The following is a 23,246-nucleotide window of genomic DNA, read 5'->3' on the forward strand; positions in this document are numbered from 1 at the left end:
AAGCACAGCAGGTGATCGCAGGCCGATCGCTACAGTGCGCTTTTCCGGCAGGAGAAAAGGCGAATGACCCACCATGCCCCCCGCGTCCACACTGAAGCGGCCGCCATAGACCGACTGAAAGCACTGCAGCTGCAGCTGGGTGGCGAGATCGTCGCCGAACTTCACCTGCGCACCGGTGAGGTGATCGTGGCGACGGTACCGGAGCGACCGACCGTGCAGCAGTTTCTTGATGCAGACGGGAACGAGGGCACCAATGGGGTGGTGCGGCTGGACACCGGCGATGCGGGTGTTCACTTGATCTGGCTCGATGAGGTGGACCATGTGGTCCGCCTGGGTTCCTGTTAGGAGGATGAGGATGCGCAGACCACCCACCCCGGCGGAGACGCCCGGCGGCAAGCCGAAGGATCCGGATCGGATCAATATCAATGAGGAATGGGAGCTTCGGTTCTGGGCCCGGGAGCTTGGCCTGAGCGAAGATCAGCTCAAGCAAGCCGTGGAGGAGGTAGGCGTACTGACGACCGAGCTGCGCAGGTACCGGCCGCCGCATTGAGCCATGTACGACCGCGTCGACATCGACCATATGCTCGAAGAGCTGGAAGTGCTTCTTCCGGTGTGGTCTACACGGTACCCCGAAGCAGAGTTCGTCGCCATGCTCGCTACTGCCTCGGACTACATCTGCCGGGGTGCAGACGCGGAAGCGCGCACGTACGCGCTACAGCGGCTGGGCGTGCTTGTTCCGGGGAGCGGCTTCGACGCATGGGCGTCGCGTTACGGCAACGACACGGGTCGGAACCCAACATAACGCCCCGGCCAGCGGGGCAGAATTGCCTCAATTACGGCCTGAGAATGTTGACGCCGTCTTGGCGCGTGCTGAGTGTACTTTTCCGTCATTGTTCCAGAGGAGAACGGCAATGGCCGCAACAAAAGAAACTCCGTCGGTTCCCAAGGTGTTGAGGATCGAAGCGATGCTGCTGGACTTCGGCGAAGCCGCCGTTGTGATCGAGTTGGAGGCCGAGCCGCCCAGGCGATGGTTCAAGGCACTCAAACGCGAAATGGTTTACGCAGCGGGCCTGGAGACTGCATCGGCGAAGTTCGACGGCTGCTTCGTCTACATCGTGGGGTTGGATTCGTCCCTCGGGAGCGCTGTTCGCTGTGCCAGCCGATTGCTTGCAGCGGTGCAGGACGGCTGGGAGCACAGAGGCGTCACTTCACCGGAGACATCGCATTTGACTGCGGACGGCGCTCGCCCTTCAGCCTCTTGCACGCAGACACCGCTTCGCGCGATGGGCTCAAATGAGGCGGTGGACATGCGTGCGACGGACGGCCGCTCCGTGTCCACACCATCAATATTCGTTTGAAGAGGGCCGGCGTTTTGCCCATACGAAATTGAGCCAATCGCGGACCTTCATTGTACGCCCGAGCGTGCCCCAGCGCGGAGAACCCGTAGATGCTTCAGAGTGCAGGGGCATGCGCAACGCGTGCGGTCTGCATCTATCAGCTGTTCAGGCCCGGATTACTGTTGTGGTGCATCCGGGGAGGCGAGGCCCCCGACCGACCGCCGAGAAAACTCAACGAACCGAGCCGCCGAAATAGCCTGACGGCTCCCGCACGCAGGACACTCCAGCACCGCGCCTCCTCCCGGTATGTTCACAAGGCTGGGCGGGGCGTCGGCCTGAGTGACGTGGTGGCAGGAAAGACATTCGGCCTGAACACGGACCACTCTGGACTCCTTGTCCGAACCTGGCCGCGCTGGGTGCACGTTTACTTCAAACAGATAGAACCGCCCTGTGTTTGGCATGCTCGAACGTTCGCGTCAAGGGGCCCGTGGGTCAATAGGCGCGGGCCTGAGCCTGGGTTTCATCATAGGCGACCGCGACAGGAGGAGCCAAGGGGCTGGTGCTCCCGCCCGGCTTCTTTGCTCCGGGCTTGGGACGAGCGGAAAAAGCACATCCATGCCCAGCCCAAGCCCCACCAGGCTGCTACCTGGTTTCGATCACCAAGGCTTGGCGAGATACAGGAACCACGGGACGGACCCGTATCGGCCCTGCAGGAGCGGGCTGCGCAGTTGCCTTGAAAGGCGGGTGAGCAGCCGTGAGCCGGGCATTGCTGACCGCGTGATGGGACCCACATTGCACACAGCGAAAAAGCGCGCCACCTGGAAGCTCGATCAGGGAGGCTGTGGTCGAGGCAGTGGTCGTTCTGCACTGGCCACACTCAACCGTCAACGACAGTATGCGTGCCACATCGCCGGACGAAGCAAAACTCGCTTCAAAGGAGCGAACGACGAACGATGAGGTTGGCATCAGGCCTCCTGAACAAGGGAACGGTCAGAGCATGTCCGGCCACCCGTGACGGGGCTGTGGTGGCAGATTCTCGTGTCCGCTGCCCAAGCGGACGTCGTCCCGTTCGGAAGACCCGGGACCACCGACGGAGGACCCCACTGCAGGGGTCTCATCTCCGACGTTCTTTCGGTGTGGTGCCCCCGGCAGCCCATTTTGTGATGAGGGCAGCACTGCCGACGGCAATGGCGTCTTCCACGGCTCCTGTGCTGCTTTGGCCGTAGCGGGCGATTGCTCGCATGCGCAGGTTGAAGGTCACGTAGGCCATACCAACGGCGGCGCCGGCACCGAGAAGCGCGCCAAGCTTTCGCTGCCGATGGGGAGCGAGCGCCGCGCCTGCAATGAGCCCGGTAGCGACGCGCGCAACCATGCCTGCCGGAACGATGCGGTCGGGGGCCGATTTCATCTTGTCACCAACGAGCTCTCCGCCTGCCAATGCGAGCATGCCTGCGGAGGCGAGCTTGTCGGCCAGAAGACGAGGGGCACCATTATCGGCGGGCAAGTCACCGCTCCGCGCGGCGTTGGTCACTGCGGCCAAAGGGGTCATCGCGCGCATTCCCGCGACGGCTCCCATCAAAATCGAATGGATCAAGGCCATCTGGCTCTCCTGAATGGGGTGGAATCGCGGAGCCGGCTCTTAGGGCTTTGCCGGACGCTCGTAATCTTCCGTTTTGGCGGTGTGTTCCGCCTCAGGCATGTCCTTGTCTTTCCACGTGGCGTCATCGTTCCGGAGCTTGTCCGGGGTGTGCGCCTTGTCCTGGTCATCCACGCCGGCGCCGGGATTGAGGGGAAGTTTGCTCATGGGGCGCTCCGTGGTGGTGTCGCCCTCTATGCTGCTACCTCCGCCATGAGAACGGCGTTTGGGCGGGCTCCACATTTTCACCACGCTGCCGTCACCGCCTAGCCACGTCGACGCGCCCTCACCTCGGGAGTGCGCTGGTGCCAGTGCTGCGACTTTTCGGGAGGTCGGCGGCTTCATACCGCAGGTCACAGGCGGGGATGTGGCGCCGATTTGGGCACTTCAGCTCTCGCGAGCGAGCAGTGCTTAGCGAGCTCGCTTGGATGTTGGCATTGACACCGGCATGCCGGTTTACGAGGGCTATACGATCGAACGGGGCAGGTTCAACGGAACCATCTACTGGGCCGAGACCCAACTGGACCAGGACGATCACTCGCATCTAATTGATCCGGATGCCGAGCTTCAGGCTGTGATGCGCCACCAGTAGGGCCTCGCCGCCGAGCTACTGGAAGAGGCCTGTCGCACGTTCGGCTTGGGGCTGGTGATCAGTGTCCGCTTCTGGCCGGAAGCGGCTTGCCGGTGGCTATATGGAACAGCACGTACTGGTCCTAGCGCGGACCGCCACGGTAATGAGGCCGGAAGGAGGCTGGCCCCGCAGTCCTGCCTCACCCATAGTTAGGTAGTACGTAATCACTCCATGCCTGCATCATTGGTCGACGCTGTTCCAGCAGGTCGGTGCGGTGGTAAGCCGCTTCCACTTGACTCTTAACAGTATGGGCCAGCGCACGTTCTGCAAGATCTCTGGCGTAGCCATGCTCGCTGCACCAATCTCGGAAACTGGAGCGAAAACCGTGTGCGGTGGCCACTCGACCATTTGAGTCGCTGGGAGCCTCTAGTCGCCGCAACAGCGCCGTCAGGGTCATATCAGACATTACGGTTCTCGCGCGAACAGACGGGAAGGGCAGCTGATGGTGCTGGCCGAACTGCTGTTGGAGCAGAAGCAGCGCTTGCCTTGAGAGGGGTACTCGATGTGCTTGTTTCGCCTTCATCCGGCTAGCCGGAATTGTCCAGACTGCGCCCTGGAGATCCACCTCATCCCAAGTCATCCCGCGGACCTCCCCGGAACGGGCGGCAGTGAGAATAAGAAAGAGCATCGCTCGCCTTGTGACGTCCAGATCCGCAGCGCAGTCAAGCTCTGAGGCCGCAAACGCTGGCAGTGACTGCCATGGCATGGCTGGCTGGTGCTCCCGCCGGATGCTTATGCTCGCCTGTCCAGGAAGAAGGTGCCCCACTACGTCGACGGGGTTCGCGTTGTTGAAGCCATGGGCCCATCCCCATGCCATCACAGCATGAATCCGCTGCCTGACCCTCGAAGCTGTCTCCGCCTTCTCCAGCCAGATAGGTCTTAGTACGTCGGCCACATGACGCGGACTGAGCTGATCGATCCGGATTGCGCCGATCTTGGGAAAGGCATATTCAGTTAACGTGTTGATCCATTGCTGAGCGTGTTTGGCGTTCTTCCAGCCGGGCCTCAGCTCTTCGTGTACTTGGATAGCAGCCTCTTGGAAGGTTGGGACTACTCGTCTCTGTTCCTGAGCCTCCTTCTCAGTCAGCGGGTCTTGCCCGTTTGCGATCTGCTCACGCATCTCGCGGCCGATCTTTGCAGCCGTGGCGATTCCCACAGCGGGGTAGGCGCCCAGCCCGGCATTGCGTCGCTTGCCGCTAACGGGGCTTACGTAGCGGAGTACCCACTTGCCGCTGCCTTTTTGCTTCTTCGAGGGGAGCAGGGTCAGACCGGTTACGCCTCCGTGGGGAACCGGTCGGCTACCGGGGGGAATGCCTCTGGCCTTGAGATCTGTCAGGAGTGCCATGAGGCCCTTGGGTGGTTTCAGTATGCCATTGAGTATGCCATTTGTAGGCCGCTGTGAACGCACGTGCGTGGATGGTGCTGGATGCCATGCGAGCGCAAGGTGTTGACGCGGAGGGATAAATGACCGGTTCGAAGTCCTTCCTGGACTGCTGTGGACCAATACATGGACGTCACTCTCTCCGCCAATGTTCATCTAAGTTATTGATTGTATTTAACTTATTTCGAATACACAGGTCTGCCAGCGGGACACAGATCGGGGCACATCTCCCGAATGCGCATCCCCCATCACCTTATCCGTAACCCTTCTGGCACTTACGCGTTTCGCCAGCGCGTGCCCAGCGACTTGCAGTCTGTCCTTGGGCTCAGGCTCATCAAGCAAACGCTTCGAACGTCGAACTTGGCGTCAGCCAGGTTGCGCGCGATTGTCTTGGCATCAGGCTATGCTCATGCCTACGATCTGCTGAGGGACCAGCGAGTGGACCGCTTTAGTAAAAAGGATTTGGATGCGCTCGTCGACCGCGTGAGCGGCGGTGCAGATCGACGCGATTTGACGCTTCATCGAACGCAAGCGTCGGACGGCACGATCACGGAACGCTGGCAGATCGACAGCGAAAACGATGTCCGTCTGTTCCGGCAAGCGCACAACTTCGCGACGGCGGCAGAGGTGGCGGTCATTGGCATGCTCGACCCCGAGCCGACGCCCGTTCGCGAGCCGCGTCCTCAGGTGAGCGAGACGATTTCGTTGGAGAAGGCGCGCGATGCGTGGCTGGCAAGCATCAAGCCGCGCACGTTGCCCAAGACATACACGATCAAGACAGCCGCAGTAGGGTCGCTCGTTGCGTTCCTGGGGCCCAAGTCAAGGATCCACACCGTCACTAGGCCCGACCTGGCGCGCTGGTATCAACACCTTCGTGATGGCGGGGCGTCGACGCCAACACTGACGAACAAACAGAGTTATGTGGGTGGGAAAGGGGGCTTTTTTGACTGGGCGATTGCGTCTGGCTACTACGCCAAGGGCGACAACCCAGCGACTGGGCATGTGAGCTACTCGCTGCGGGAGAAGCGTGCTAGGCGTAAGCTCGGTTTCAAAGCTTACGACCGTGATCAGATCCAAACGATCTTCTCGCCGAGCAACTTTGAGAAGCTCTCTGAGAATGCTCGATGGGCGTCGCTCCTTGGCCTCTACACAGGCGCACGAGCGTCGGAAGTGGGGCAGCTCTTGATTGCAGACATCTTGTTGGAAGGAAAGCTCCCTTGCATTCGAATTTCCGACGAAGGCGAGAACCAAAAGGTCAAAACGGAGGTCAGCCTTCGAACGGTTCCTCTTCATCCGGAACTCTTGGCACTGGGCTTCATGGATTGGGTTGCAACCCGCAAAGCAGTAGGTCACAAGCGTCTGTTTCCCCAGGCGAAGGGCGACGCGCTCAATGGTCAAGGCAATTGGATCACGAAGGCGTTTAGCCGACACTTGGCTACAATTGGCAAGGACTGGCCGAAGGCAAAGCGGGGCTTTCATTCGTTGCGAAAGACCTTCATTCAAGAGCTCCAAACACTCGGTGTAGCATCCGAACTGCGCGCTCAGATCGTCGGGCACGAGCTCGATGATGAGCATCACGCCACTTACAGCCGCGCCTTCACTGCCAAGGAAAAGCTAAGCGGTATGGGCAAGCACTCCCCCGGGCTCTCTTCGCTGAACTACGGGTTGTTTTTGCGCTCTGCCTAACAAAGTGATGCATCTATGCGGCGATTTCTCCGCCCGTTCGAAGAGGGCTGCAAAGCCGTTTGTATCAAAGTTTCCGATGCCATTGCGACAGGGTGACACCGTGCGAGCGCGCCACTTCGCGCCACTCCTTCTTTTCTGGATACATGATATATGGCCACACTCACAGATACCTTTGATGATCTTTCACACGCGTTGCGGCTTCTCCAAGAGGCAGATTTCCGAGCGAACAATGGTTTGCTACTCCTGGATCGAGCCGAAGCTGTCGGGAACATCGAAATGGCCTGGACTGGGGTGCTGAATTCATTCCACAGCCTATATGATGCGACGGAAAAGGACTCGCGATGTGAGCTGGACTGGTATGCCCACCCCGAACTGGCAACCATCTTGGTGCTCAGAAATGCTCGCCATCATAATCACGCGAAAAAGGTCCGCACGCTCTATACGCACTATATTCAAGAGGCGCAGAAGATTGGTCGGATGGAGATGTATGTCCTGCTTGACTTTGTCGCTGCTGAGGAAGGAGGAGATACGTTCGACCTCCATCTGGCATGGCAAGATCTGAGGGATCTCTTGGAACTGCCCCAAGCCACAACTCGGATTAGACCGTCGTTGGCGTTACAAATTAAGGCCTACCTTGGATCAGGTGAGTTTTGTAGATATGCATCCAGATTCAATTTGCCCGAGGAGCGTGTGGTTTTTAACGTAATTCCTCTAATCTGCAATGCAGCGGCCAGGGTCACCGCCGCAATCCAGGGCTGGATTGAGCCGACTTCAACAGAAGCGAAGACGTTCCTTTCCCTCTTCAAAGATATGCCTCAATCGGACACGCGTTTTCCCGAGGTGAATGCTGGACCCATCGCGTTCGTGTCTTGAGCACATAGCGCTGCCGCTATGAAAGGTGAGCTGGGAGAGATGCCCGGCGATTTGACCAACCTCGATCTTTCATTGCGCTGCTTCTTTTTGCGAATTTTCGCGCTCTGCAAAGACTTGGCTTACAACTTCAGTCGTTGAGGCCAGTCGGAGATGAAACGATGGTTTGTCCTCGTCCTTCGGATGCATCTTCACCCCCCTTGCAGAGGTTTTCTTAACCTCCGCCTGGATGCGATGGGAGCGCGGCGGGTGGCTGTTAGCCGCACGTGCTGGTGTGTGAGGCTGACTCGTAGCTTGCGGCGAGCGATGGAGTTGCCGCGCTCTGGAGAAATCATGCGTCCCTCACAATCGCGTTGCTAGCTGTCATCTTAGTATCGTAATTTCCTTAAACGCTTCCCCGCAAAGTTACGTCCGTGGTCCAATGTGCCGTGTAGAATCGCGGCATAAGGGTGGGGGCCTGCTATCGTCTGGGGGCGCTTGTGTGAGCTGGCCGCTGGCCGATAACTCGAAGGCTGTATTGTGGATCGTCAGGTCAAGCAAGTAGAGCCGAAGTTGGAAGATGGCGGGGCGGCAGCTTTTAGCGCCTTCCGGCACGTCAAGAATATCGTCGTTCTCGGAGATCCAGGGGCTGGCAAGAGCGAGCTCTTCCGCTCGCAAGCCCAGGCGACTAACGGGGCCTTCTTCACGGTCCGTGAGTTGCTCAACACGCCACTCAATGACATCCCATCTGACCAGGTGCTTTGGATTGACGCACTGGATGAGACCCAGGGTGGGCGTGGAGGCCGATCACCCGTTGACGAACTTACGCACAAATTGGCAGAGATATCGCCCTGTGGAATGCGTTTGTCCTGCCGCGCGGCGGATTGGTTGCATACCACTGACTTCGAAGCGTTGAAGCCATACGTTCGTAAGGGCGGCCAGACCCTTGTGGTGCAATTGCTCGCGCTCAGCAGGTCCGAGCAAGCGCAGATTCTCCAAAGCAATGGGTTTGAAGATGCTGAGGACTTTCTTGAGCAAGCTGAGCGCCGAGAACTTGGCGAGCTACTTGGCAATGCCCAGACGCTCCTCATGCTCGCGGCCGTCTCAGGTAGAGGGGACTGGCCTGCAAGTCGCACGGAGCTGTTTCAACGCGCAGCGTTAGGTTTGCTGGACGAGGTCAACGACCAACATGCTGATCGCGATCAAGGCGCCGCTCATATCCCTGGCAGCCAATTGCTCAATGCGGCGGGAGCCCTTTGCGCGCTTCGCCTGACTTCCAGCTGTTTAGGATTCACTTGGAAAGCGCGGTCCGTAGGGAAGGATGTTCCGAGCTACAAGGAGGTAACGCTGGCGTCCCAGGATCATCTTCTGGCGTGTCTGAAAAGGCGCGTTTTCGTCGCGAGCGGGATGGACAGGGTGGACTATGTCCATCGCACCGTTGCCGAATACTTGGCAGCGCGCTGGATTGCTGATCGTGTCCGTGCAGGACTGCCGATGGGGCGTGTATTGGCTTTGATGGGGGTTCGGGAGCGTCCACCGACAGCGCTTAGAGGGCTGGTGGCGTGGCTTACGTCTCAACTTCCCGATCCGTCATCGTTACTCCATCTGGATCTGGTCGGGCTGCTGATGTATGGGGACTTGTCTACATGGTCTACTTCGATGAAGCTGCGCCTGCTAGAGGCGCTGCTTTCGGAGAGCAAGACCAACCCTCTCTTCTTTCGAGAGACGCACCTCCCTTCCGGCGCTTATGCGCTTGCCGACCCGGCACTGCTGGTCAGCTACCAAGAGCTGTTGGGCAGTCCAAGTGCCGAAGTCTCCACCAAGCTCTTGGCGATTGTCGTCCAGAAGTCGGGGAGGATGACGCCTGGGATTGAGGGGGCGCTGGAGCGCCTCATCTTAGATGGGTCGCAAGTGATCGTTCTCCGCATGGAAGCGATCCACGCATTGCTAGAGGGCAGCCTGGCGCACCGACAATTGCTCGTCGCTGCCTACGAGCGGTTGGGGACAAGCGCTGATGACACGCAGCTTCGCTTTCTTTTGCTGCGGGCTCTCTACGACGGCGGGTTGGGTAAGGAGGAAATTGTTGTCCTCCTCCTACATTTTCTCCGCATGAACGAGCGCATCCCCATCGGAGCAAGTTGGGGGTTGACCGATGTTGTGACGCCAGTTAATGCTGCCGAAATCCTTCGCTCAGTCGATCTGCCAGTGCCAAGTGGGCCGCTGCTGGTTAGACGCAATACGAGGGAGTTTGCGCGTATCTATGGCGAGCTCTTTGCCAAGGCGCTGGCTGTTGAAAGCGCGGGGCGCCTGATTTTCGATTGGTATCTGATCTACTGCCATCATCTGAGCGGTGAAAATCCGGGCAAGTCGTTGCTTCTTTCACTCTCAGGAGGTGAGGGCCAAGATTTAAAGCTGCTTCGGAGCGTGTTGCGGCACATCGATTTCGGTGTTGGTGTCAATCTGCCGTGGGATCGTTTTATGCGTCTGTTCGGTTCCGTCTTGGATCCGCAAGTAGTGCTTGATGAGATGGAGTCTGCTCTGCGGGAAACTTGCGATCCGCGTCGTGGTCAGATCTACGCAGCGTGCCTTCGGCAGGCCATACGGGATGATGTGTCACCTTATCCTGTTTTTTGGCGTCTCTACGCGCTGGCAGACAATGACGTAGGGCTAAGCGAAATCAGGTCGTTCCACTCAGCTGCCTACCTGGAAGTGGCGCCCGTCCTGGACATTGAAGAGCTGCACAGGCAAGACAGCGAAGCCGAGGCTGAGCGGTGGTTGCGCGCGCTCGGTGCTGAGTTCTCAACTAAGCGTGAGGAAGTTGTCGCGGGCAAGGCCTCCGCTTTCCTGGATAGCTTGGCAAGAGTCTATTTCGGCCAATGGCTGCCCATTCGATTCGCCGCATCGCTTACGCCGCCCGCCCGGCTGGAACAAGTTTTGGGTGCGGACGATGCTCTGACAACCTTGCGTGGCTTCGCGGTATTTCTCTCCAGCGGCGAGCTACCAAGCATTGGCGCGCTGCTTTCAAAGCGACGACGTCAAGCGGAATTTCGCTGGACAGCGCTGTTGGCAGCACTTGATGATCATTGGCGCAGGAGCGCTCGGATCGCTGATCTTCCGGAGGCCGTTTGGTCTGCGGGGTTGGCGGTTGCTTTGCTTTGTCCGGTGTATGGCGAAGTAGATTCGCATCCCCGCGTGTTGGAGCACGTCTGGTTTGGCCCGCTCTTAGAAGCCAAGCCCGAGCTCGCCATCCAGACATATGAGACTGTTCTTGCTGCTGAGCTCGCGCTTGGTGGTCACGAGCTTCGAGCGCTCAGCGCTCTGGAAAACGTTGAGCTTGCGGGTCAAGATCGGGGTGAGGCCATTGTCCGAGTGCTCCAAGCGCACCCAAGAATGGCTGAGTATGACCTGCTTCGGATGCTTCGCTTGTGCAAGGCCGAGGGCTGCTGGAGCGACCTCCCGGCCTTAGCAAGAACCCAGGTGGATCAGCTTTTGACTGAGCAGGACAACGACACCGAGCATCTGAGGGGCGGCTTGAGGGGCGGTTTGGCTGCGTGGCTTTGGTGTGGCTTCTCGCTCAGTCCAGAAGCTTACTTTGATGTGCTGCAAGGACTGAGTGGTGATCGAGAAGAGTCGGCGATGTGGGCTCTCCTTGAAGACGGCGGTGAAGCATCATGGGGATCTCAGAAGACGTGGACGTATAGCCTCACTCAAATTGAGTTCATCGTGACCTGGGTGGCATCGCGCTATCCCTATATGTCGCATCCAACTGGATCATCGGTGGGAACACGAAATCCTTGGGACGCCGCTTCTATGGTTAACACGATGCTTGCGCAGCTTGGCAGCGATCCGGGCCGGGCGGCGGGAAATGCTCTGACGCGGCTGGCGGATCTGTCGGGTTTGATGAGCTATAGAAAATACATTTTGCACCAGCTTGCAAACCACAAGACGGTTGTTGCGGATACGGAATACGAAATACCGACCTGGGAAAAGGCGATGGGAACCTTGGAGAACGGAGCCCCCAGTAGTGCGAAGGATCTTCATGAACTTGTGTGCTGCCACTTGGAGCAAATTGCCAAGTCACTTTCGACACGCAACGATGACCCGTTTAAGCAATTTTGGAATACCGGGTCGTATGGTGAGATCATTGAGCCGAAAGTGGAGGAAGTTGCCCGGGATTGCCTGCTCGGTATGCTGAAGCCATTGCTAGTCCCGCACGGCGTTCGCGCTGAGCCTGAGGGGCATATGAGCGCAGATAAGCGCGTCGACATCGTTGTTTATGGCAATCAGATCAAGAGCGTCATCGAGATCAAGCGGGACTTTCATAGCGATGTGTGGACGGCGGCAGCTGGGCAACTTCATCGACTGTATTCCATAGATCCGGAGGCCAGTGACTTCGGCATATATCTGGTCTTTTGGTATGGCGAGAAGCGAAAAGCCACTCAACCTCTGCCGCCCAATAGAGGAGTTCGACCAGCCACCGCTAAAGAGATGCAAGCGATGCTTCAAGACGATCTTCCTGCACATCTGCGAGCATCGACGCGAATAGTGGTGATGGATGTGACTGGCGCGCGGGACGATGCTTAGTTGCCCCACGTCAACTGCCCGCAAAAGGCTTGGCCGCGCGGGTTCTGTTGGTAAGTGAGCCACGGTTCTAGCTGGCTCCCTGGCCCGTTATTCCGATAGGCGTTGGCGGCAAGAGATCAGCCTCGGTCGTGACTCACTTGACGAACAATGAGCCTGCCCTAATCTAAGATTCTTTGGGAGATGGCGTGTGACTCTTGGCCGCAGCTTGATCGGAGACATCCAAAGCGCGGATGTCAGCGCCATCATGAAGGTCTTCTCTGAGTCAACTGATAGTGGGCGCTTGGCATGGGAAGTGGTTCACGACGCCATCAATGCCAATCGTGAGGCGGTGATTGAAGCATTGATTCCCATGTTGTCCTCCAACGACAGAGTCTTTGCCTTGGCGTTGGCGGCCGAGGAGGGGCTTGCCAATGTTGTTCGTAAGCTTGTTCCGCTGACTGAGCCAAGGGCAAGAAACTCGCTAGCGCTGGTGTGTGCAGCTCGGGCAGGGCACAAAGAGGTCGTGGAGCTACTGTTGCCCGTTAGTGACGCGCTAGCGGAACACTCCGCTGCACTATACGAAGCAAGCGCCTGCGGGCACGCGGACGTGGTGAAGCTACTAATTCCGCACAGCGACCCTCACGACAAGGACAGTCGAGCTCTTGCTCAGGCTGCTCACGAGGGCCATCTTCGTGTGGTCAAACTGCTGCTTCCGGTGTCGTCATCCATCACATGCGCGACTCAGATCTTTCCAACGGTAGCTGGCTACGGGGCAACAGAGGTCGTCAAACTCATGCTTAAAGCTAAGCTCCCAGACGCTGCGCACACGTATGCAGCTGCTTTTGACGTTGCGGCGAGCAAAGGTCAACTTGAGGTCGTTCAGCTTATCTTGGGTGCAATTGATCAGCTAGGACGCCCGCGACGTTTCGGCGAGAAGGCGATCTACGATGCAGCCAGCAACGGCCACCGAGAGATCGCGGAGTTGCTGGCACCGACCGTAGGTCAAAGCGCGTGTAATGCGGCGTTGGTCGGAGCAGTCGGTCACGCGCAGCGAGAGACAGCCCGAGTTCTCATTCGCCATGCAAGCTTGGATGAAGTCAGGGCGAGGCTGTTCGGTCCTGAGCACCACACGCTACTGGACGAGCTTGTGGCTGAGGTAACTGCACAGCGGGACCGTGAGGCCTTGAACAAGCAGACCCGGCTGCCAATGGGGTCGCGATCAAAAGCGGTGCGGCTCTAATAGGTTCGTCGCGCTCTCCGAAGATCCAGCTTGCGATTGCAGCTTGGCGCTGAGGCAGGCTGGAGCGCAGCTTTCGTTTCGCAGTTACGGATACATCTTCGCCCCTTTCCCTAGCTTTTCTTTGAACTGCCCGCGTTGATACACCGGGAGCACTACGGACGGGTTGTATTTCGCCAATGCCGCGATTTGACGCTCGCGCACCAGCTTCGGCGAGCGGTGGATGTAGTTGCTATGCAGCACGGGAACCTTCTTAGAGATGGAGTGCCCCGTGATGAGAGCAATGTCCTCTTCATTGACGCCAGCAGCTTCCAACTCTGTGGCAAGCGTGTGGCGGAAGCCATGGAAGCCAACACCCTTCGGGAAGCCCAAGTCTTTGAAATAGTTGCTGAGCTGGATGACAAGGGCCTGGCTGTATCTCGCATTGGAGCTGCCCGTTGCCTTGTTCACACCCGCTGAAAGCTGCGGAAACAGGCGAGGGTGACCGCATGCTCGGATGTCAGCAACGAAGTCCAAGAGTCCTGCGTGGAGAAGGGCGGGGTGCACCGGGATCATTCGAATGGCGCTCTTGCCTTTGAGGCGTTGGCGGCTTTGTTGTCCCGTGCTGCCGCCAAGATCGGCATCTTTGGTCATCCGAATTGCGATGCACCAGGTGCCCTGATCCTGAACGATGTCGGTGACCTTCAGTTGCGCGACCTCATTGACGCGCGCGCCCGTATACAACCCGATCATGGGTGCCCACCATCGGTGCGGGAACTTGGATGCCCATGCGGCGAAGGTGTCTCGATTGAAAATCTTCTGCACGTCTGCGGTGCTCAGTAGCCGCTCTACACTCTTGCTGCTTTCCAGCAGGCTGGCCTTGACGGGCCGGAACGCGGACATGGGCGAGTGGGGGATGGCTTTGGTGTTGACGAGTGCTTGGAAGAACGTCGTGAGCATTCGACGATGGAGCTCTAACGTCGCCACGGCGGGGGCAGGCACGTTGAGCTTTTTGCCTAGCGCGATTAACTGCTCAGCGGTCATTCGTTGTAGCACCGGGTCAGTGGTCAGGCTCGGCGGCGATGAGCGCAGCAAGTCCCACATTTGGTGAATATGACGGTGGTCGATCATTGAGGCAGGAATGTCGCCACAGGTCATTTGTAAGATCTTCAACGAGCGCGCAGCTGCTTTGATCGTTGTGTTTTGCAACGCGCGGCGCGACATGTCAGCCAGGTAGTCCGCAACTTCCTCTGAGAGACGACGCGCAGGGCTCGCGATTGGAAGTGTGTCCGGAAAGCGCGTGCTGTTGCGACGGCGTCGAGAGTTTTCGAGCTGCTGGATCGTAAGCTGCAATATCTCGTAGAGCTGGATGCCAGCCTGGCGACTGTTGACGACGACGTCTTTGAGTTCTAGCTTCCCAAGTTTGATGCTGCTGATTTGAAGCGAGTCGGTGGTGCTGAGAGGGATTTTGCGGTTGAAATTGGATAAATCAGAGGTCATCTACGATCCGTATTTGCGAAGGTAGATTGTTGATAAGAGATAAACATTTTCTGTCAATTGGCAATTCTGAACTATTTTCTCGTGGCTGGTTGATGTCCGGGCGTTGAGAAATCTTCCTGCCAGAGGAGACAGTTTCTAATAAATATTGTTGCTAAGAATTTCCGTAGTTCTATTGAGGCGCAAGGCCTCTAGAGGTTATCTGTGCCGTGTTATAAAAGAACTTGCCATAGTGTTTAGTTATCCATGTACGCCAAAAGTAACGGGTGATTAATATGAATTCCAGATAAACGTGGCGGGTTGGGCGCGATGCCATTAATATCTAAAGAGGACCTTTAGGCATTCTAAGGCCAGCCGGATGGATCCATTCGGTGCGCGCTGACCAAAAAGTGGAAATTAAGAATAACTGGCGTTGACGGCGTCTTGTCTGTCTGATTTGCGTATCCAAATAGAAGGTGCTGCTGTCATATCTGGACGCTATGATGCTGTTGCCGGAAATGACTCCGGCTAACAAGGAGGTGTCATGAGTGACATTACGGCCGATGAGGCACGTGCATTGCAGCAGAATGCAGTGGGGAGCTCTGAGGAGCTTTGGGATGAGTATGTGGGCGTCATTCGCGCAAGCGCAACGATCGGCAAATCAGACGCAACCCTTGGCTTGAAGCCGAAGTTCACTGCTGTCCAGATGGCGGCGGCTGCCGAAATGCTCCGTCAGCGCGGTTTCAGTGTTCAGGAGAAGGGGGAACACCTCGAAGTCTCCTGGGCAGATGTGCAGAGCGTCCACGCCCTCTGAGTTTGCTCTCACCGAGCAATCGCGCTCCTTAGGCCCTTCGGCCTGAGGAGCACTAGGCAAGATAGAACAGGTGAGCTCAGTTGATGCTCACCTCATGGACCCCGTTCGCCGGTAAGCGTCCGCCCACCTCACCTACCCAGCAACCTAAACCGTGCGCAGTGGCGACAAAAGAAAAGCCGACAGGCGCCGGTATGCCCTCATTTGCCTGGAAGATGAGTGACCGGCAGATCGCTGAGACGCTGGACTAGATCCGAAATTCCTGGGGCAACGCGGCCAAGCCTGTGGACGAGGCAGGGTTCGCGCGCCTAAGGGCGTTGCTATCGGCAAGAGATCAGTTGCCTGCAAACTAGCAATGGAGTCGTTCGCATTACTAAGCGCTAATCGTGGTGGCCAGAAGCCGGGTCAGTCTGTTTCCCGTTGGGCCCTGGTGATTGCTGGGCAGCGGGCTCTAGGCAATGCTATTCGTCGTGCACGGACGAGCCAAGGGCTGACACGAATTGAGCTCGCCGAGGCGTTGGGGATGCATCGCACGCAGCTTGGCCATGTTGAGCAGGGCTAGAGGGACTTCCAGCTCTCGACCCTAATGCGCTTGGCAGATGCTTTGGGATTGCCGTTGTCGATGTTGGTCAGAAGTGCTCAGCTTTGAGCTCCACGAGGGCGCATAGGCTGAGATCCTCAGGGCTGATGCTCGGTTCAACGGGACGGAGGACCTCGGAGACTCCACTGAGCTGAACCCGTTCATGCTGCGGCGGCTCCATCACCATTAGACGGCGTCAGGGTCAGTCTGTTATTGCTGTTAGGCTATCCTCATCTCGACGGCCCATATGCCTGATAGGCTCGAAAGGCATGGTCCTTCATATGTATGAACGGACCCGAAAGCGCTCCCTCCTGCAAATGGCTAAAAGATCGAGGGACTTGCGCATCGCCTGATAAGCAGCTAGGATGTTGACCAAGGTGACTCGCCACCGTTAAGTGCGAACTTGAAACAGGTGACTCGCCACCATAAGTGCGAACTTGAAACAGGTGACTCGCCACCATAAGTGCGAACTTGAAACGGGTGACTCGTCACCATAAGTGCGAACTTGAAACGGGTGACTCGCCACCATAAGTGCGAACTTGAAACAGGTGAGTCGCCACCATAAGTGCGAATTTTAAACTTGATCGAACAATTCTCTTGTGTTTTGCTTACAAGAGGGGAAGCGGCCCTAGTGGCCGCTTTTTTTGTTGCTCACCAGGGATGTGATGGAATGAAATTCTATGTAATTCAGGATGAATACGTGGCGCATCTTTTAGCTGTTGACCATCGCGTTTCGTACAACAAGAACATGACGCGAGTTTTCATTGGAATTGTCTTTGAGGTGGGTGACTTCGATTATTTCGCACCACTTACTTCCCACAAGCCTTTTCATGAAAGTATCACTGCATCCGATGTGCGCTTCTTCAAATTGCATGAGCCTAATAATTCCGATAACCCATTAGGCATGATTCGTCTTTGCAACATGATTCCTCTCGTTTCAGGAACCTACTCGCTGCTTGATATGAGCAACATTGATGAGCGCTACAAACGCCTCATCCAAAAGCAAATTCGATTCATTGCAAGCCAACAAGACGAAATTAGAAGGCGCGCCGCTCTGCTTTACCAGCGCGTAGGCGAGGGCCGGCCTGCCGACTTGATTGCAGATTGCTGCTCATTCAAGAATCTTGAAGGAGCAGCCCGTTCATACGCGACGAAGAACGGTCTGGCCCTTCGAACTCAACAGGCACCGGTCCGAACCACCGTAAAGAAAGTGGTTTCCCGAGATAAGAGGCCAACACTCACCCTGGCTGGTCGTATCTCAGATCCTGGCCTCATCGCCGGGCCCGCTGCTTCTAAAGACCAAGGTAACGAGAGCCATATCTAGCTTATAGATAGCTCCGCTTCAATCGCAGTTAGTCGCTTTTTCTCTGTGCTGCACTGGCTACGTTTGGCGACGTGCAAGACAGGACACACATCCGGTTTGCGATCTGTTGCAGCGCTTAGGCAGTCCGGCAAGTGCGAGAGGAGTTTACGCTTCGTGATCCGATTGACATCCTATTTCTAGGTGAAATGTTTTTCGCCTGATGCTCTTGGTAACGACGGCGGCAGCGCTCCGTGGGTTTGCCTGGATACGACCGATAGGCTCGAGAGAGGCTAGGTTGATGCAGCCGAAATGCGTCGTAAGCTCTATCCAGCCTTCGTCATTCCCGACGAAAATAGGGCTTGTGAAGCGTGCTTAGTCGTGCCAAGGCGCCCAAACCCTTGAACGTCTGGGGAGCACTAGAAGCGTCAGGGTGTAGTCGAACTGGTCAGCGCTGATCTTCATTTCCTTAAGGCTGAGCCCGTCTTCTGCATGCTTGAACCACACGTGTGCGGGAAGTTCCACACCCAATCGTTCGTTCGCGATCTGACTGTTAGCAGCCAAGGTGTCCTCACCGATGGCAATTGCGCTTTGCCGCGCACGGAAGAACGCGCCACCTTCTCGTGCTGATCGGCTCGAGATTGACCAGTTTATGAAACCATCGGTGTGAGAAATGAGCACGGCGCAATGGTCGGTGTGGTCGATCCAGCGCAATGCAGCAGCAGTGAGCGATACGCCATATCGATCGGCGCAGTCGGCGAGCAGCTCAAAGTCGGCGCCGTCCTGGGTGCTTTGGCGGAAGTCATCCAAGGGCATCAGAAGCGTTGCTGCAAAGGCGTTGGCCTGGGCTTCCATTGATGCCTCTTGCTCGGTCAGACTCACCATGTCTTGCGTGGCGCACTTAAAATCGATGCGATCTTGTCGATGCAGCAAGTAGTGGCCAAGCTCGTGAGCTTGCGTGAAGCGGATGCGGCCTGCGGATTTCAGCGTCTGATTGTAAAGCAGCATCCACTTGCTGCGCGTGTCATTTGCGAAAAGCGCGCCTTCAAAGGTCTCTATATCGGCCGATTCGACATTAGTGATGGGGTCATCCCAGCGGAAGATCTCCGCCGCCCCCTTGGCCAGCGCCACGACATCAACTGGAAATCGTGGATCCCCGTGCGCCGCCGACATTGCGTTGAGCAAATGCGTCAGACGGTAGGCAGCCTTGGAGGGAGTGAGCACATCAGCGTTCATCGGCCAATCCTTTGGCAAAGTTAGGACTTCTTGAAGGTTTCCATGATCCTGCGCATCTGCTCTTTGGCGGTTGAGTCTAGTTCGCCGTAGTTCCTAAAGAACGCTTGGTCGAGATGCCGCTCCTCAGGACTTGTTGCTTCCTCATCCAGGAAATAGGACACATCCATAGACAGGGCCTTAGCTAACGCGGCGAGCTTTTCAACCGATGGGCGAGGGGACTCTCGGTTCTCCAACTCCCATAAATAGCTCTTACTCATGCCAGCAGCATCAGCAAGCGAGTCAAGTGTGAACCCCTTCTCGCGCCTTAGGTTCTTGATTTTATTGCCAAAAATGGTGGACATCGACGGTTCCTTGAAGGCCGGCACAGCGCCAAGTGCCACTATACCGAACAAAAGCTTTGACAGGAGCGAACGACGCGGGCAAGATCGTACTGAAAGTTCGCTGCACCGAACAAAAAATATTGCTATAAAAACGTGACTCAGTTCACATTCTGCCTAGGAGCTGTGCTAGAGTCCAACGCAAAAGGGCCCGACCGGATGGTCGAGCCCAATATATAGGGGGTCTTAATTTTTTCACCACAACATGCAGTGGTTCAGAAGGTCACTGCGTAAAGCAAAAAAACCTCACCTGTACGGCGTTCAGCCGGTGGGGTCTTGAAGACTGGCTGCCTCGTAAACAGCCGTAAAAGTATAGCGCTCCGCAAAAGAGTGTCAATACACCAGTCTTGAAGTTGTCGGATGAGCGCCCTCAACCAAGAAGACTACCGGCCGTGTCTACAACGACCGCTACCCCTCGTCCTGGCTACAAGCTCATCTTCCGGGCAGTCATTACCTTGAAGAACGGCAAGAAGCTCCACGCTTCTGCTGCGGGCTTGAAAGCTTGGCCGATCTGGGTTCCTGACGTGTAGTCAGGTGATGTGCGGGGCAGCGATGCTGCCCCGCCTTCAACGGTCAGGACCAGTCGCCTCTTGTGCTTTTCTTCCTCAACTACCGAGAACTTCAATGGCAACTAATCCACCGAAAGGCGACGGTCACCGCAATGGCGCGGTGCGCAACCGGTCGCAAACCCAGACCCCGGCCGGCAATTTCGTCAAGCGAGATACGGGCACCGGTCGCTTCATGGACGTCAAAGCAGACAAGACGCCCTTCAAGGGCGTGCGCAAGGAAAAGTAAGTAACGGTCGGTGGTGCTAGGGCGCCACCAACCTCTTAGCTGCTGACAATTTCAGGAGAAGCGCTTTGCCGAACTTCATCATCAACAAAAACGCCCAGACCAACGGCGATCACGAGGTGCATAACACCACCACGGGATGCACCTTCATGCCGCTGTCGGCTAATCAGATCAGTCTGGGCTCCCACTTGACTTGCAAGCAGGCCGTGGCCGACGCGAAAGCCCGTTGGCCGCAGAATCGCATCAACGGGTGCTATTACTGCGCCAACGCGTGCCATACCAGCTGATGCGTCATCCAGGGTGCCGGCCTATGCCGGCGCCCTTTCTATTGCATGCCGAAAGCGCGACAGCCGAAGCCAAGGCTGATGCTCTTCAACCGAGTCGATTTCGCTGAGGCATGTGCGTGGTGTTTGGCCCCGGCTGGCCGCCATGCTGAACGTAAGAAAACGATGAAACGGCGCGCCAAATCCCATGGCCTTTAGGCGTCACGCTTGTGCTGATTTGTTATCGCCCAGACTCCTTGTTTGTTAAGCCCCGCCGCCTATACATGGATGCTCAATCAACGGAGCATTTATGGCCATTTATCACACTCGCGTCAAAACCTTCAGTCGTGCCAAACAACACTCAGCCGTCGCGGCTGCCGCCTATCGCGGCGCACTCTGTCTCACCGATACACGCACCGGCATCGTGCACAACTATCACACTCGTTCGGGCGTCCAGCGTGTCATCTGCATCAGTCCCATCGGTGCGCCTGAGTGGACCGAAGATCCGGAGCAACTGTGGAATGCTGTCGAAGCTGCTGAGAAGCGCAAAGACAGCACTGTGGCTCGCGAGTTTGAAATGGCACTGCCTCATGAGCTTGATGATGATCAGCGCTGGGAACTCGCGTTGGATGTCGCTCGCAAACTTGTGCTGCGCTTCCAGTTCGCCATCCAAGTCAGCATGCACGAGCCGCCTAAGAATGCAGATGCGCGCCACTACTACGCCCACCTCCTCGCAACGACACGCAGGGTGGATGCGCAGGGACTCGCTCAGAAGACGCGTGAGCTCGATGGCGTCATCAATGGCAAGCCACAAGTCGAATGGATTCGTGCAACCATCGCCCAATCGATCAACGACCACCTTCGACAAGCCTCAGATGCAGGGCGAGCGGCGCTGGGTGCGGGGCAATCGAAGGTTCAACCCACATCCCCGGGGCATCTGTTGTCGAAACTCGTCAAAGAGTTCGAGAGCGCAATGCTGGCTCACCAGAGAAAGGACGTAACTCAGCCGTGGTCTGCTTCTGACGATTCGGTTGTCTTGAACAACAACGATGCAGTGTTCGCGGCGCGGCAGAAAGCAAACAACGCTCCATCGCAGCGCCCGTCGTAGCGCGTTGGCACCGCTGTGCAAGAGTCCCAACAACGAGTCCTCTGCTGGTGGCTCGCGCGCCAAGCATGTCGTCAACGAGCGATCTTGCTAAGCGCCGCAGACACGGTTCCGCGTTAAAGCGCCTAGTTGTTAGCGGTCAGCCAACAGTCAATGCAGGTAAGGCTTGATCACTGCTTGGCTGAGGGCATGGAGATCATAGCTGCCATCCACATAGCGATCTAAAGCCGCATGTATGCGGGCGTCGGGTTGCTCCCCTTGATCAGCTAAGCATCGAAGCCAGAAACGCACATGTATTCGGCGCGATTCCGGGGTGTTCGGCTCGTCGAAGTCGGGAAAATCTGAGGTGTTGAGGTTATAGGAGACTGTATTCATGCCTGATTCCTAACGGGAATCACCCGCTTGTCAAGTCGCGCTTCCTTGGTCAGCGACCTCAGGCGGGCTTGCGTCAACTGACGTAGCCTTGGATCGAGTTCTTTAGCTTCCCATCGCCTCCCTTTTCGTGAGTGACCAGATCTAGCGTCTGGGGAAGACGTTTCATGAGTCTGTGCGTTTCCAATTTCCGCGTTGTATACGCCTTATCGTCATACCCCATCGTCTCGACGATTAATGCACCCCTCTTCAGTATATCGCTAGCATGGAGGATGAAGTCCGGCCTGACCTTGGCCGCCGTCTCCCCGTCCATTACTGTCAAGTCAGTCAGCGGCTTGGTGATGGTGTAGGGCTTGGATGCCTGCTTCATCTTGGATAGTTCGCGCCGGAGTATGCCCAAGGTCTGGCGCTCCAAGTCGGAATCGACGAGGAAGTATTCCCTGTCCGAATCCATTGGGTGCAGGTAGACCTGGTCAAACTCTGCGCTTACCCCTGGTCGCTTGGATGCCAGCGCGATGGCCAGCCAAGGCCCCGGTGTGTTGGCGCCTGGAACGATGAGCCGTCCGGAAAAAAAGAACTGCTCTCCATGCACATTCGTCAACGCATGTGATGTTGCGTTGCTCTGGTAGTCGATCACTTGCTCAATGATGAATCCTTGGGGAACGGTCCTGCCCCAATCCTTCTGGTCTTGCTTATCGAGTTTCTTAATGAGCGGTTGAGCAGCGTAGAAGCTAAGTTTGCACCAGTCGAACAGCGATTTTCCCGGAGCGATGACATGCTTGCGCAGCTCCACCACAATTAGTGATTTCGCGTCAGTTGTGCTTAGCTTTCCTTGTTGAAGAACATTGAGCCCGGCGCCCTCAAGAATTGTGAAAAGAACAGCGGCGAGCTTGGGCGTTCTCTTGGCCGCGCGCGCTTCCGATGTGCCGTGGGGTCTGGGAGCCGCGGCAACCAAAGGTGCCGTCGCACAGGGACCACCCATCGCTGGAAGCACACTCATCATTCCAGTGATTGATGAGCGAGGCTGATGAGTCGGAGTGTCCGTGAGGTCAGGCCTCTCGCGTTCAAAGTCGCAGCCCTCTTTATGGGGGTTGCGACCATACAAAGGAACGAGAACGGCCGGCCTACTTGCGCTTCGGGGAACGGACCGTGGAAAGAGCAGCGGGGTTTCCGCACTCAATGCTCCGGTGCAGCCGCAAGCTGCCCACAAGCGCTTTGCGATGAGTGACTGAATGCGCGCAACAGCAGCGTGCTGCGCGGTCCCTGCAACGTTCCCGCCCTTAAAATACTCGGAAAGGTGATCGACTTCGACAGGTGTGAGCTGCTCAACCAAAGCAGGTGTGTCACCGCTTTCGGCGGGCTTAACGATGTAAAAGGCGTATTGGGCTGGCATCGGCCAACTGTGCTGGACCGAGCACCGTTGGGTCAATAGGAAAAAACGTCTTAAAGGCGAGTAGCCGCTTTTGTCAGGCTTACGGCCCGCGTCTGTCTAGCGAGTCTCTCGCGATTCGCGCGAGATGTGAGCGTGCCGAGCCAATCGAAGTAGCCTCGAACATCATGAGGTAAGCGCTGAGAAGAATTGCAGGCATTCTTAAGGCCAAGTAGCTCACCGGAAGACAGCCAATGATAGGGCGT

The 23,246-nt window shown here is 57.0% G+C and carries 21 protein-coding genes; 13 read left to right on the forward strand and 8 right to left on the reverse strand.

The features are described from left to right. The first annotated feature begins 63 nt into the window (after positions 1–63). From ABE571_RS07050 to ABE571_RS07065, 4 genes are all read left to right on the forward strand, one after another. Positions 64–345 (forward strand): DUF3247 family protein, encoded by a 282-nt coding sequence (locus tag ABE571_RS07050; RefSeq protein ID WP_346477593.1) that lies wholly within the window; start codon positions 64–66, stop codon positions 343–345. A 10-nt stretch (positions 346–355) separates the two neighbouring features. After that, positions 356–550, forward strand: coding sequence for a DUF3606 domain-containing protein (locus ABE571_RS07055; RefSeq protein WP_181406109.1), 195 nt, complete (start codon positions 356–358; stop codon positions 548–550). 3 nt (positions 551–553) lie between these two features. Beyond that, on the forward strand, positions 554–802 hold the full coding sequence (locus ABE571_RS07060) for a hypothetical protein (protein WP_346493440.1): 249 nt from the start codon (positions 554–556) through the stop codon (positions 800–802). Between the two features lie 109 nt (positions 803–911). Then, entirely contained in the window at positions 912–1,358 is a 447-nt protein-coding gene (locus tag ABE571_RS07065) for a hypothetical protein (RefSeq protein WP_346477591.1), read from the forward strand. A gap of 1,093 nt (positions 1,359–2,451) precedes the next feature. Here ABE571_RS07065 and ABE571_RS07070 read toward each other — a convergent pair. The 3 genes from ABE571_RS07070 to ABE571_RS07080 all read right to left on the reverse strand — a co-directional run bounded on the left by ABE571_RS07070 (position 2,452) and on the right by ABE571_RS07080 (position 4,949). Continuing rightward, positions 2,452–2,937 (reverse strand): DUF4126 domain-containing protein, encoded by a 486-nt coding sequence (locus tag ABE571_RS07070; protein WP_346477590.1) that lies wholly within the window; start codon positions 2,935–2,937, stop codon positions 2,452–2,454. Between the two features lie 39 nt (positions 2,938–2,976). Then, the gene (locus tag ABE571_RS07075; RefSeq protein WP_346493441.1) at positions 2,977–3,141 is read right to left on the reverse strand and encodes a hypothetical protein; all 165 of its coding nucleotides are present in this window, start codon (positions 3,139–3,141) and stop codon (positions 2,977–2,979) included. Between the two features lie 602 nt (positions 3,142–3,743). Beyond that, the gene (locus ABE571_RS07080) at positions 3,744–4,949 is read right to left on the reverse strand and encodes a tyrosine-type recombinase/integrase (protein WP_346493442.1); all 1,206 of its coding nucleotides are present in this window, start codon (positions 4,947–4,949) and stop codon (positions 3,744–3,746) included. A gap of 270 nt (positions 4,950–5,219) precedes the next feature. On the opposite strand from ABE571_RS07080, the gene ABE571_RS07085 reads away from it, so the two are divergent. From ABE571_RS07085 to ABE571_RS07100, 4 genes are all read left to right on the forward strand, one after another. Beyond that, on the forward strand, positions 5,220–6,671 hold the full coding sequence (locus tag ABE571_RS07085; protein ID WP_346493443.1) for a site-specific integrase: 1,452 nt from the start codon (positions 5,220–5,222) through the stop codon (positions 6,669–6,671). Positions 6,672–6,821: 150 nt separating this feature from the next. Beyond that, on the forward strand, positions 6,822–7,544 hold the full coding sequence (locus ABE571_RS07090) for a hypothetical protein (RefSeq protein ID WP_346493444.1): 723 nt from the start codon (positions 6,822–6,824) through the stop codon (positions 7,542–7,544). Between the two features lie 516 nt (positions 7,545–8,060). Next, the gene (locus ABE571_RS07095; protein WP_346493445.1) at positions 8,061–12,104 is read left to right on the forward strand and encodes a hypothetical protein; all 4,044 of its coding nucleotides are present in this window, start codon (positions 8,061–8,063) and stop codon (positions 12,102–12,104) included. Between the two features lie 187 nt (positions 12,105–12,291). Then, positions 12,292–13,323, forward strand: a complete 1,032-nt coding sequence (locus ABE571_RS07100) for an ankyrin repeat domain-containing protein (protein WP_346493446.1) — start codon at positions 12,292–12,294, stop codon at positions 13,321–13,323. A gap of 84 nt (positions 13,324–13,407) precedes the next feature. Here ABE571_RS07100 and ABE571_RS07105 read toward each other — a convergent pair whose 3' ends face one another. After that, on the reverse strand, positions 13,408–14,799 hold the full coding sequence (locus ABE571_RS07105) for a site-specific integrase (RefSeq protein WP_346493447.1): 1,392 nt from the start codon (positions 14,797–14,799) through the stop codon (positions 13,408–13,410). Positions 14,800–15,319: 520 nt separating this feature from the next. Between ABE571_RS07105 and ABE571_RS07110 the strand changes: the two genes are divergently transcribed. Continuing rightward, the gene (locus ABE571_RS07110; RefSeq protein ID WP_197579814.1) at positions 15,320–15,589 is read left to right on the forward strand and encodes a hypothetical protein; all 270 of its coding nucleotides are present in this window, start codon (positions 15,320–15,322) and stop codon (positions 15,587–15,589) included. 1,247 nt (positions 15,590–16,836) lie between these two features. Next, the gene (locus ABE571_RS07115; RefSeq protein WP_346493448.1) at positions 16,837–17,490 is read left to right on the forward strand and encodes a type III toxin-antitoxin system ToxN/AbiQ family toxin; all 654 of its coding nucleotides are present in this window, start codon (positions 16,837–16,839) and stop codon (positions 17,488–17,490) included. 351 nt (positions 17,491–17,841) lie between these two features. Here ABE571_RS07115 and ABE571_RS07120 read toward each other — a convergent pair whose 3' ends face one another. After that, the gene (locus tag ABE571_RS07120) at positions 17,842–18,702 is read right to left on the reverse strand and encodes an ImmA/IrrE family metallo-endopeptidase (protein ID WP_346493449.1); all 861 of its coding nucleotides are present in this window, start codon (positions 18,700–18,702) and stop codon (positions 17,842–17,844) included. 20 nt (positions 18,703–18,722) lie between these two features. Continuing rightward, a complete protein-coding gene (locus ABE571_RS07125) occupies positions 18,723–19,043 on the reverse strand; it encodes a helix-turn-helix transcriptional regulator (RefSeq protein WP_019184228.1) in 321 nt (106 codons plus the stop codon). 660 nt (positions 19,044–19,703) lie between these two features. Between ABE571_RS07125 and ABE571_RS07130 the strand changes: the two genes are divergently transcribed. The 3 genes from ABE571_RS07130 (at position 19,704) to ABE571_RS07140 (ending at position 21,242) form a co-directional block, all read left to right on the forward strand. Next, positions 19,704–19,874 carry a hypothetical protein gene (locus ABE571_RS07130; RefSeq protein WP_019184226.1) on the forward strand — a complete coding sequence of 57 codons (171 nt, stop codon included), beginning with the start codon at positions 19,704–19,706 and terminating at the stop codon, positions 19,872–19,874. Positions 19,875–19,939: 65 nt separating this feature from the next. After that, positions 19,940–20,158 (forward strand): hypothetical protein, encoded by a 219-nt coding sequence (locus ABE571_RS07135; protein ID WP_346493450.1) that lies wholly within the window; start codon positions 19,940–19,942, stop codon positions 20,156–20,158. Between the two features lie 286 nt (positions 20,159–20,444). Continuing rightward, a complete protein-coding gene (locus ABE571_RS07140; RefSeq protein WP_346493451.1) occupies positions 20,445–21,242 on the forward strand; it encodes a MobA/MobL family protein in 798 nt (265 codons plus the stop codon). Between the two features lie 147 nt (positions 21,243–21,389). On the opposite strand, the gene ABE571_RS07145 is transcribed toward ABE571_RS07140, so the two are convergent. Next, the gene (locus tag ABE571_RS07145) at positions 21,390–21,614 is read right to left on the reverse strand and encodes a hypothetical protein (RefSeq protein WP_346493452.1); all 225 of its coding nucleotides are present in this window, start codon (positions 21,612–21,614) and stop codon (positions 21,390–21,392) included. Positions 21,615–21,687: 73 nt separating this feature from the next. After that, the gene (locus ABE571_RS07150; RefSeq protein ID WP_346493453.1) at positions 21,688–22,611 is read right to left on the reverse strand and encodes a hypothetical protein; all 924 of its coding nucleotides are present in this window, start codon (positions 22,609–22,611) and stop codon (positions 21,688–21,690) included. Positions 22,612–23,246: the final 635 nt, after the last annotated feature.

The sequence above is a fragment of the Stenotrophomonas sp. TWI273 genome (assembly GCF_039674765.1).
GTDB lineage: Bacteria > Pseudomonadota > Gammaproteobacteria > Xanthomonadales > Xanthomonadaceae > Stenotrophomonas.

What these genes read in the sequence shown, in the direction of transcription:
- ABE571_RS07050 (WP_346477593.1), top strand. Translation starts at nt 64, where the DNA reads ATGACCCACCATGCCCCCCGCGTCCACACTGAAGCGGCCGCCATAGAC.
- ABE571_RS07055 (WP_181406109.1), top strand. Translation starts at nt 356, where the DNA reads ATGCGCAGACCACCCACCCCGGCGGAGACGCCCGGCGGCAAGCCGAAG.
- ABE571_RS07060 (WP_346493440.1), top strand. Translation starts at nt 554, where the DNA reads ATGTACGACCGCGTCGACATCGACCATATGCTCGAAGAGCTGGAAGTG.
- ABE571_RS07065 (WP_346477591.1), top strand. Translation starts at nt 912, where the DNA reads ATGGCCGCAACAAAAGAAACTCCGTCGGTTCCCAAGGTGTTGAGGATC.
- ABE571_RS07070 (WP_346477590.1), bottom strand. Translation starts at nt 2,937, where the DNA reads ATGGCCTTGATCCATTCGATTTTGATGGGAGCCGTCGCGGGAATGCGC.
- ABE571_RS07075 (WP_346493441.1), bottom strand. Translation starts at nt 3,141, where the DNA reads ATGAGCAAACTTCCCCTCAATCCCGGCGCCGGCGTGGATGACCAGGAC.
- ABE571_RS07080 (WP_346493442.1), bottom strand. Translation starts at nt 4,949, where the DNA reads ATGGCACTCCTGACAGATCTCAAGGCCAGAGGCATTCCCCCCGGTAGC.
- ABE571_RS07085 (WP_346493443.1), top strand. Translation starts at nt 5,220, where the DNA reads ATGCGCATCCCCCATCACCTTATCCGTAACCCTTCTGGCACTTACGCG.
- ABE571_RS07090 (WP_346493444.1), top strand. Translation starts at nt 6,822, where the DNA reads ATGGCCACACTCACAGATACCTTTGATGATCTTTCACACGCGTTGCGG.
- ABE571_RS07105 (WP_346493447.1), bottom strand. Translation starts at nt 14,799, where the DNA reads ATGACCTCTGATTTATCCAATTTCAACCGCAAAATCCCTCTCAGCACC.
- ABE571_RS07110 (WP_197579814.1), top strand. Translation starts at nt 15,320, where the DNA reads ATGAGTGACATTACGGCCGATGAGGCACGTGCATTGCAGCAGAATGCA.
- ABE571_RS07115 (WP_346493448.1), top strand. Translation starts at nt 16,837, where the DNA reads ATGAAATTCTATGTAATTCAGGATGAATACGTGGCGCATCTTTTAGCT.
- ABE571_RS07120 (WP_346493449.1), bottom strand. Translation starts at nt 18,702, where the DNA reads ATGAACGCTGATGTGCTCACTCCCTCCAAGGCTGCCTACCGTCTGACG.
- ABE571_RS07125 (WP_019184228.1), bottom strand. Translation starts at nt 19,043, where the DNA reads ATGTCCACCATTTTTGGCAATAAAATCAAGAACCTAAGGCGCGAGAAG.
- ABE571_RS07130 (WP_019184226.1), top strand. Translation starts at nt 19,704, where the DNA reads ATGGCAACTAATCCACCGAAAGGCGACGGTCACCGCAATGGCGCGGTG.
- ABE571_RS07140 (WP_346493451.1), top strand. Translation starts at nt 20,445, where the DNA reads ATGGCCATTTATCACACTCGCGTCAAAACCTTCAGTCGTGCCAAACAA.
- ABE571_RS07145 (WP_346493452.1), bottom strand. Translation starts at nt 21,614, where the DNA reads ATGAATACAGTCTCCTATAACCTCAACACCTCAGATTTTCCCGACTTC.
- ABE571_RS07150 (WP_346493453.1), bottom strand. Translation starts at nt 22,611, where the DNA reads ATGAGTGTGCTTCCAGCGATGGGTGGTCCCTGTGCGACGGCACCTTTG.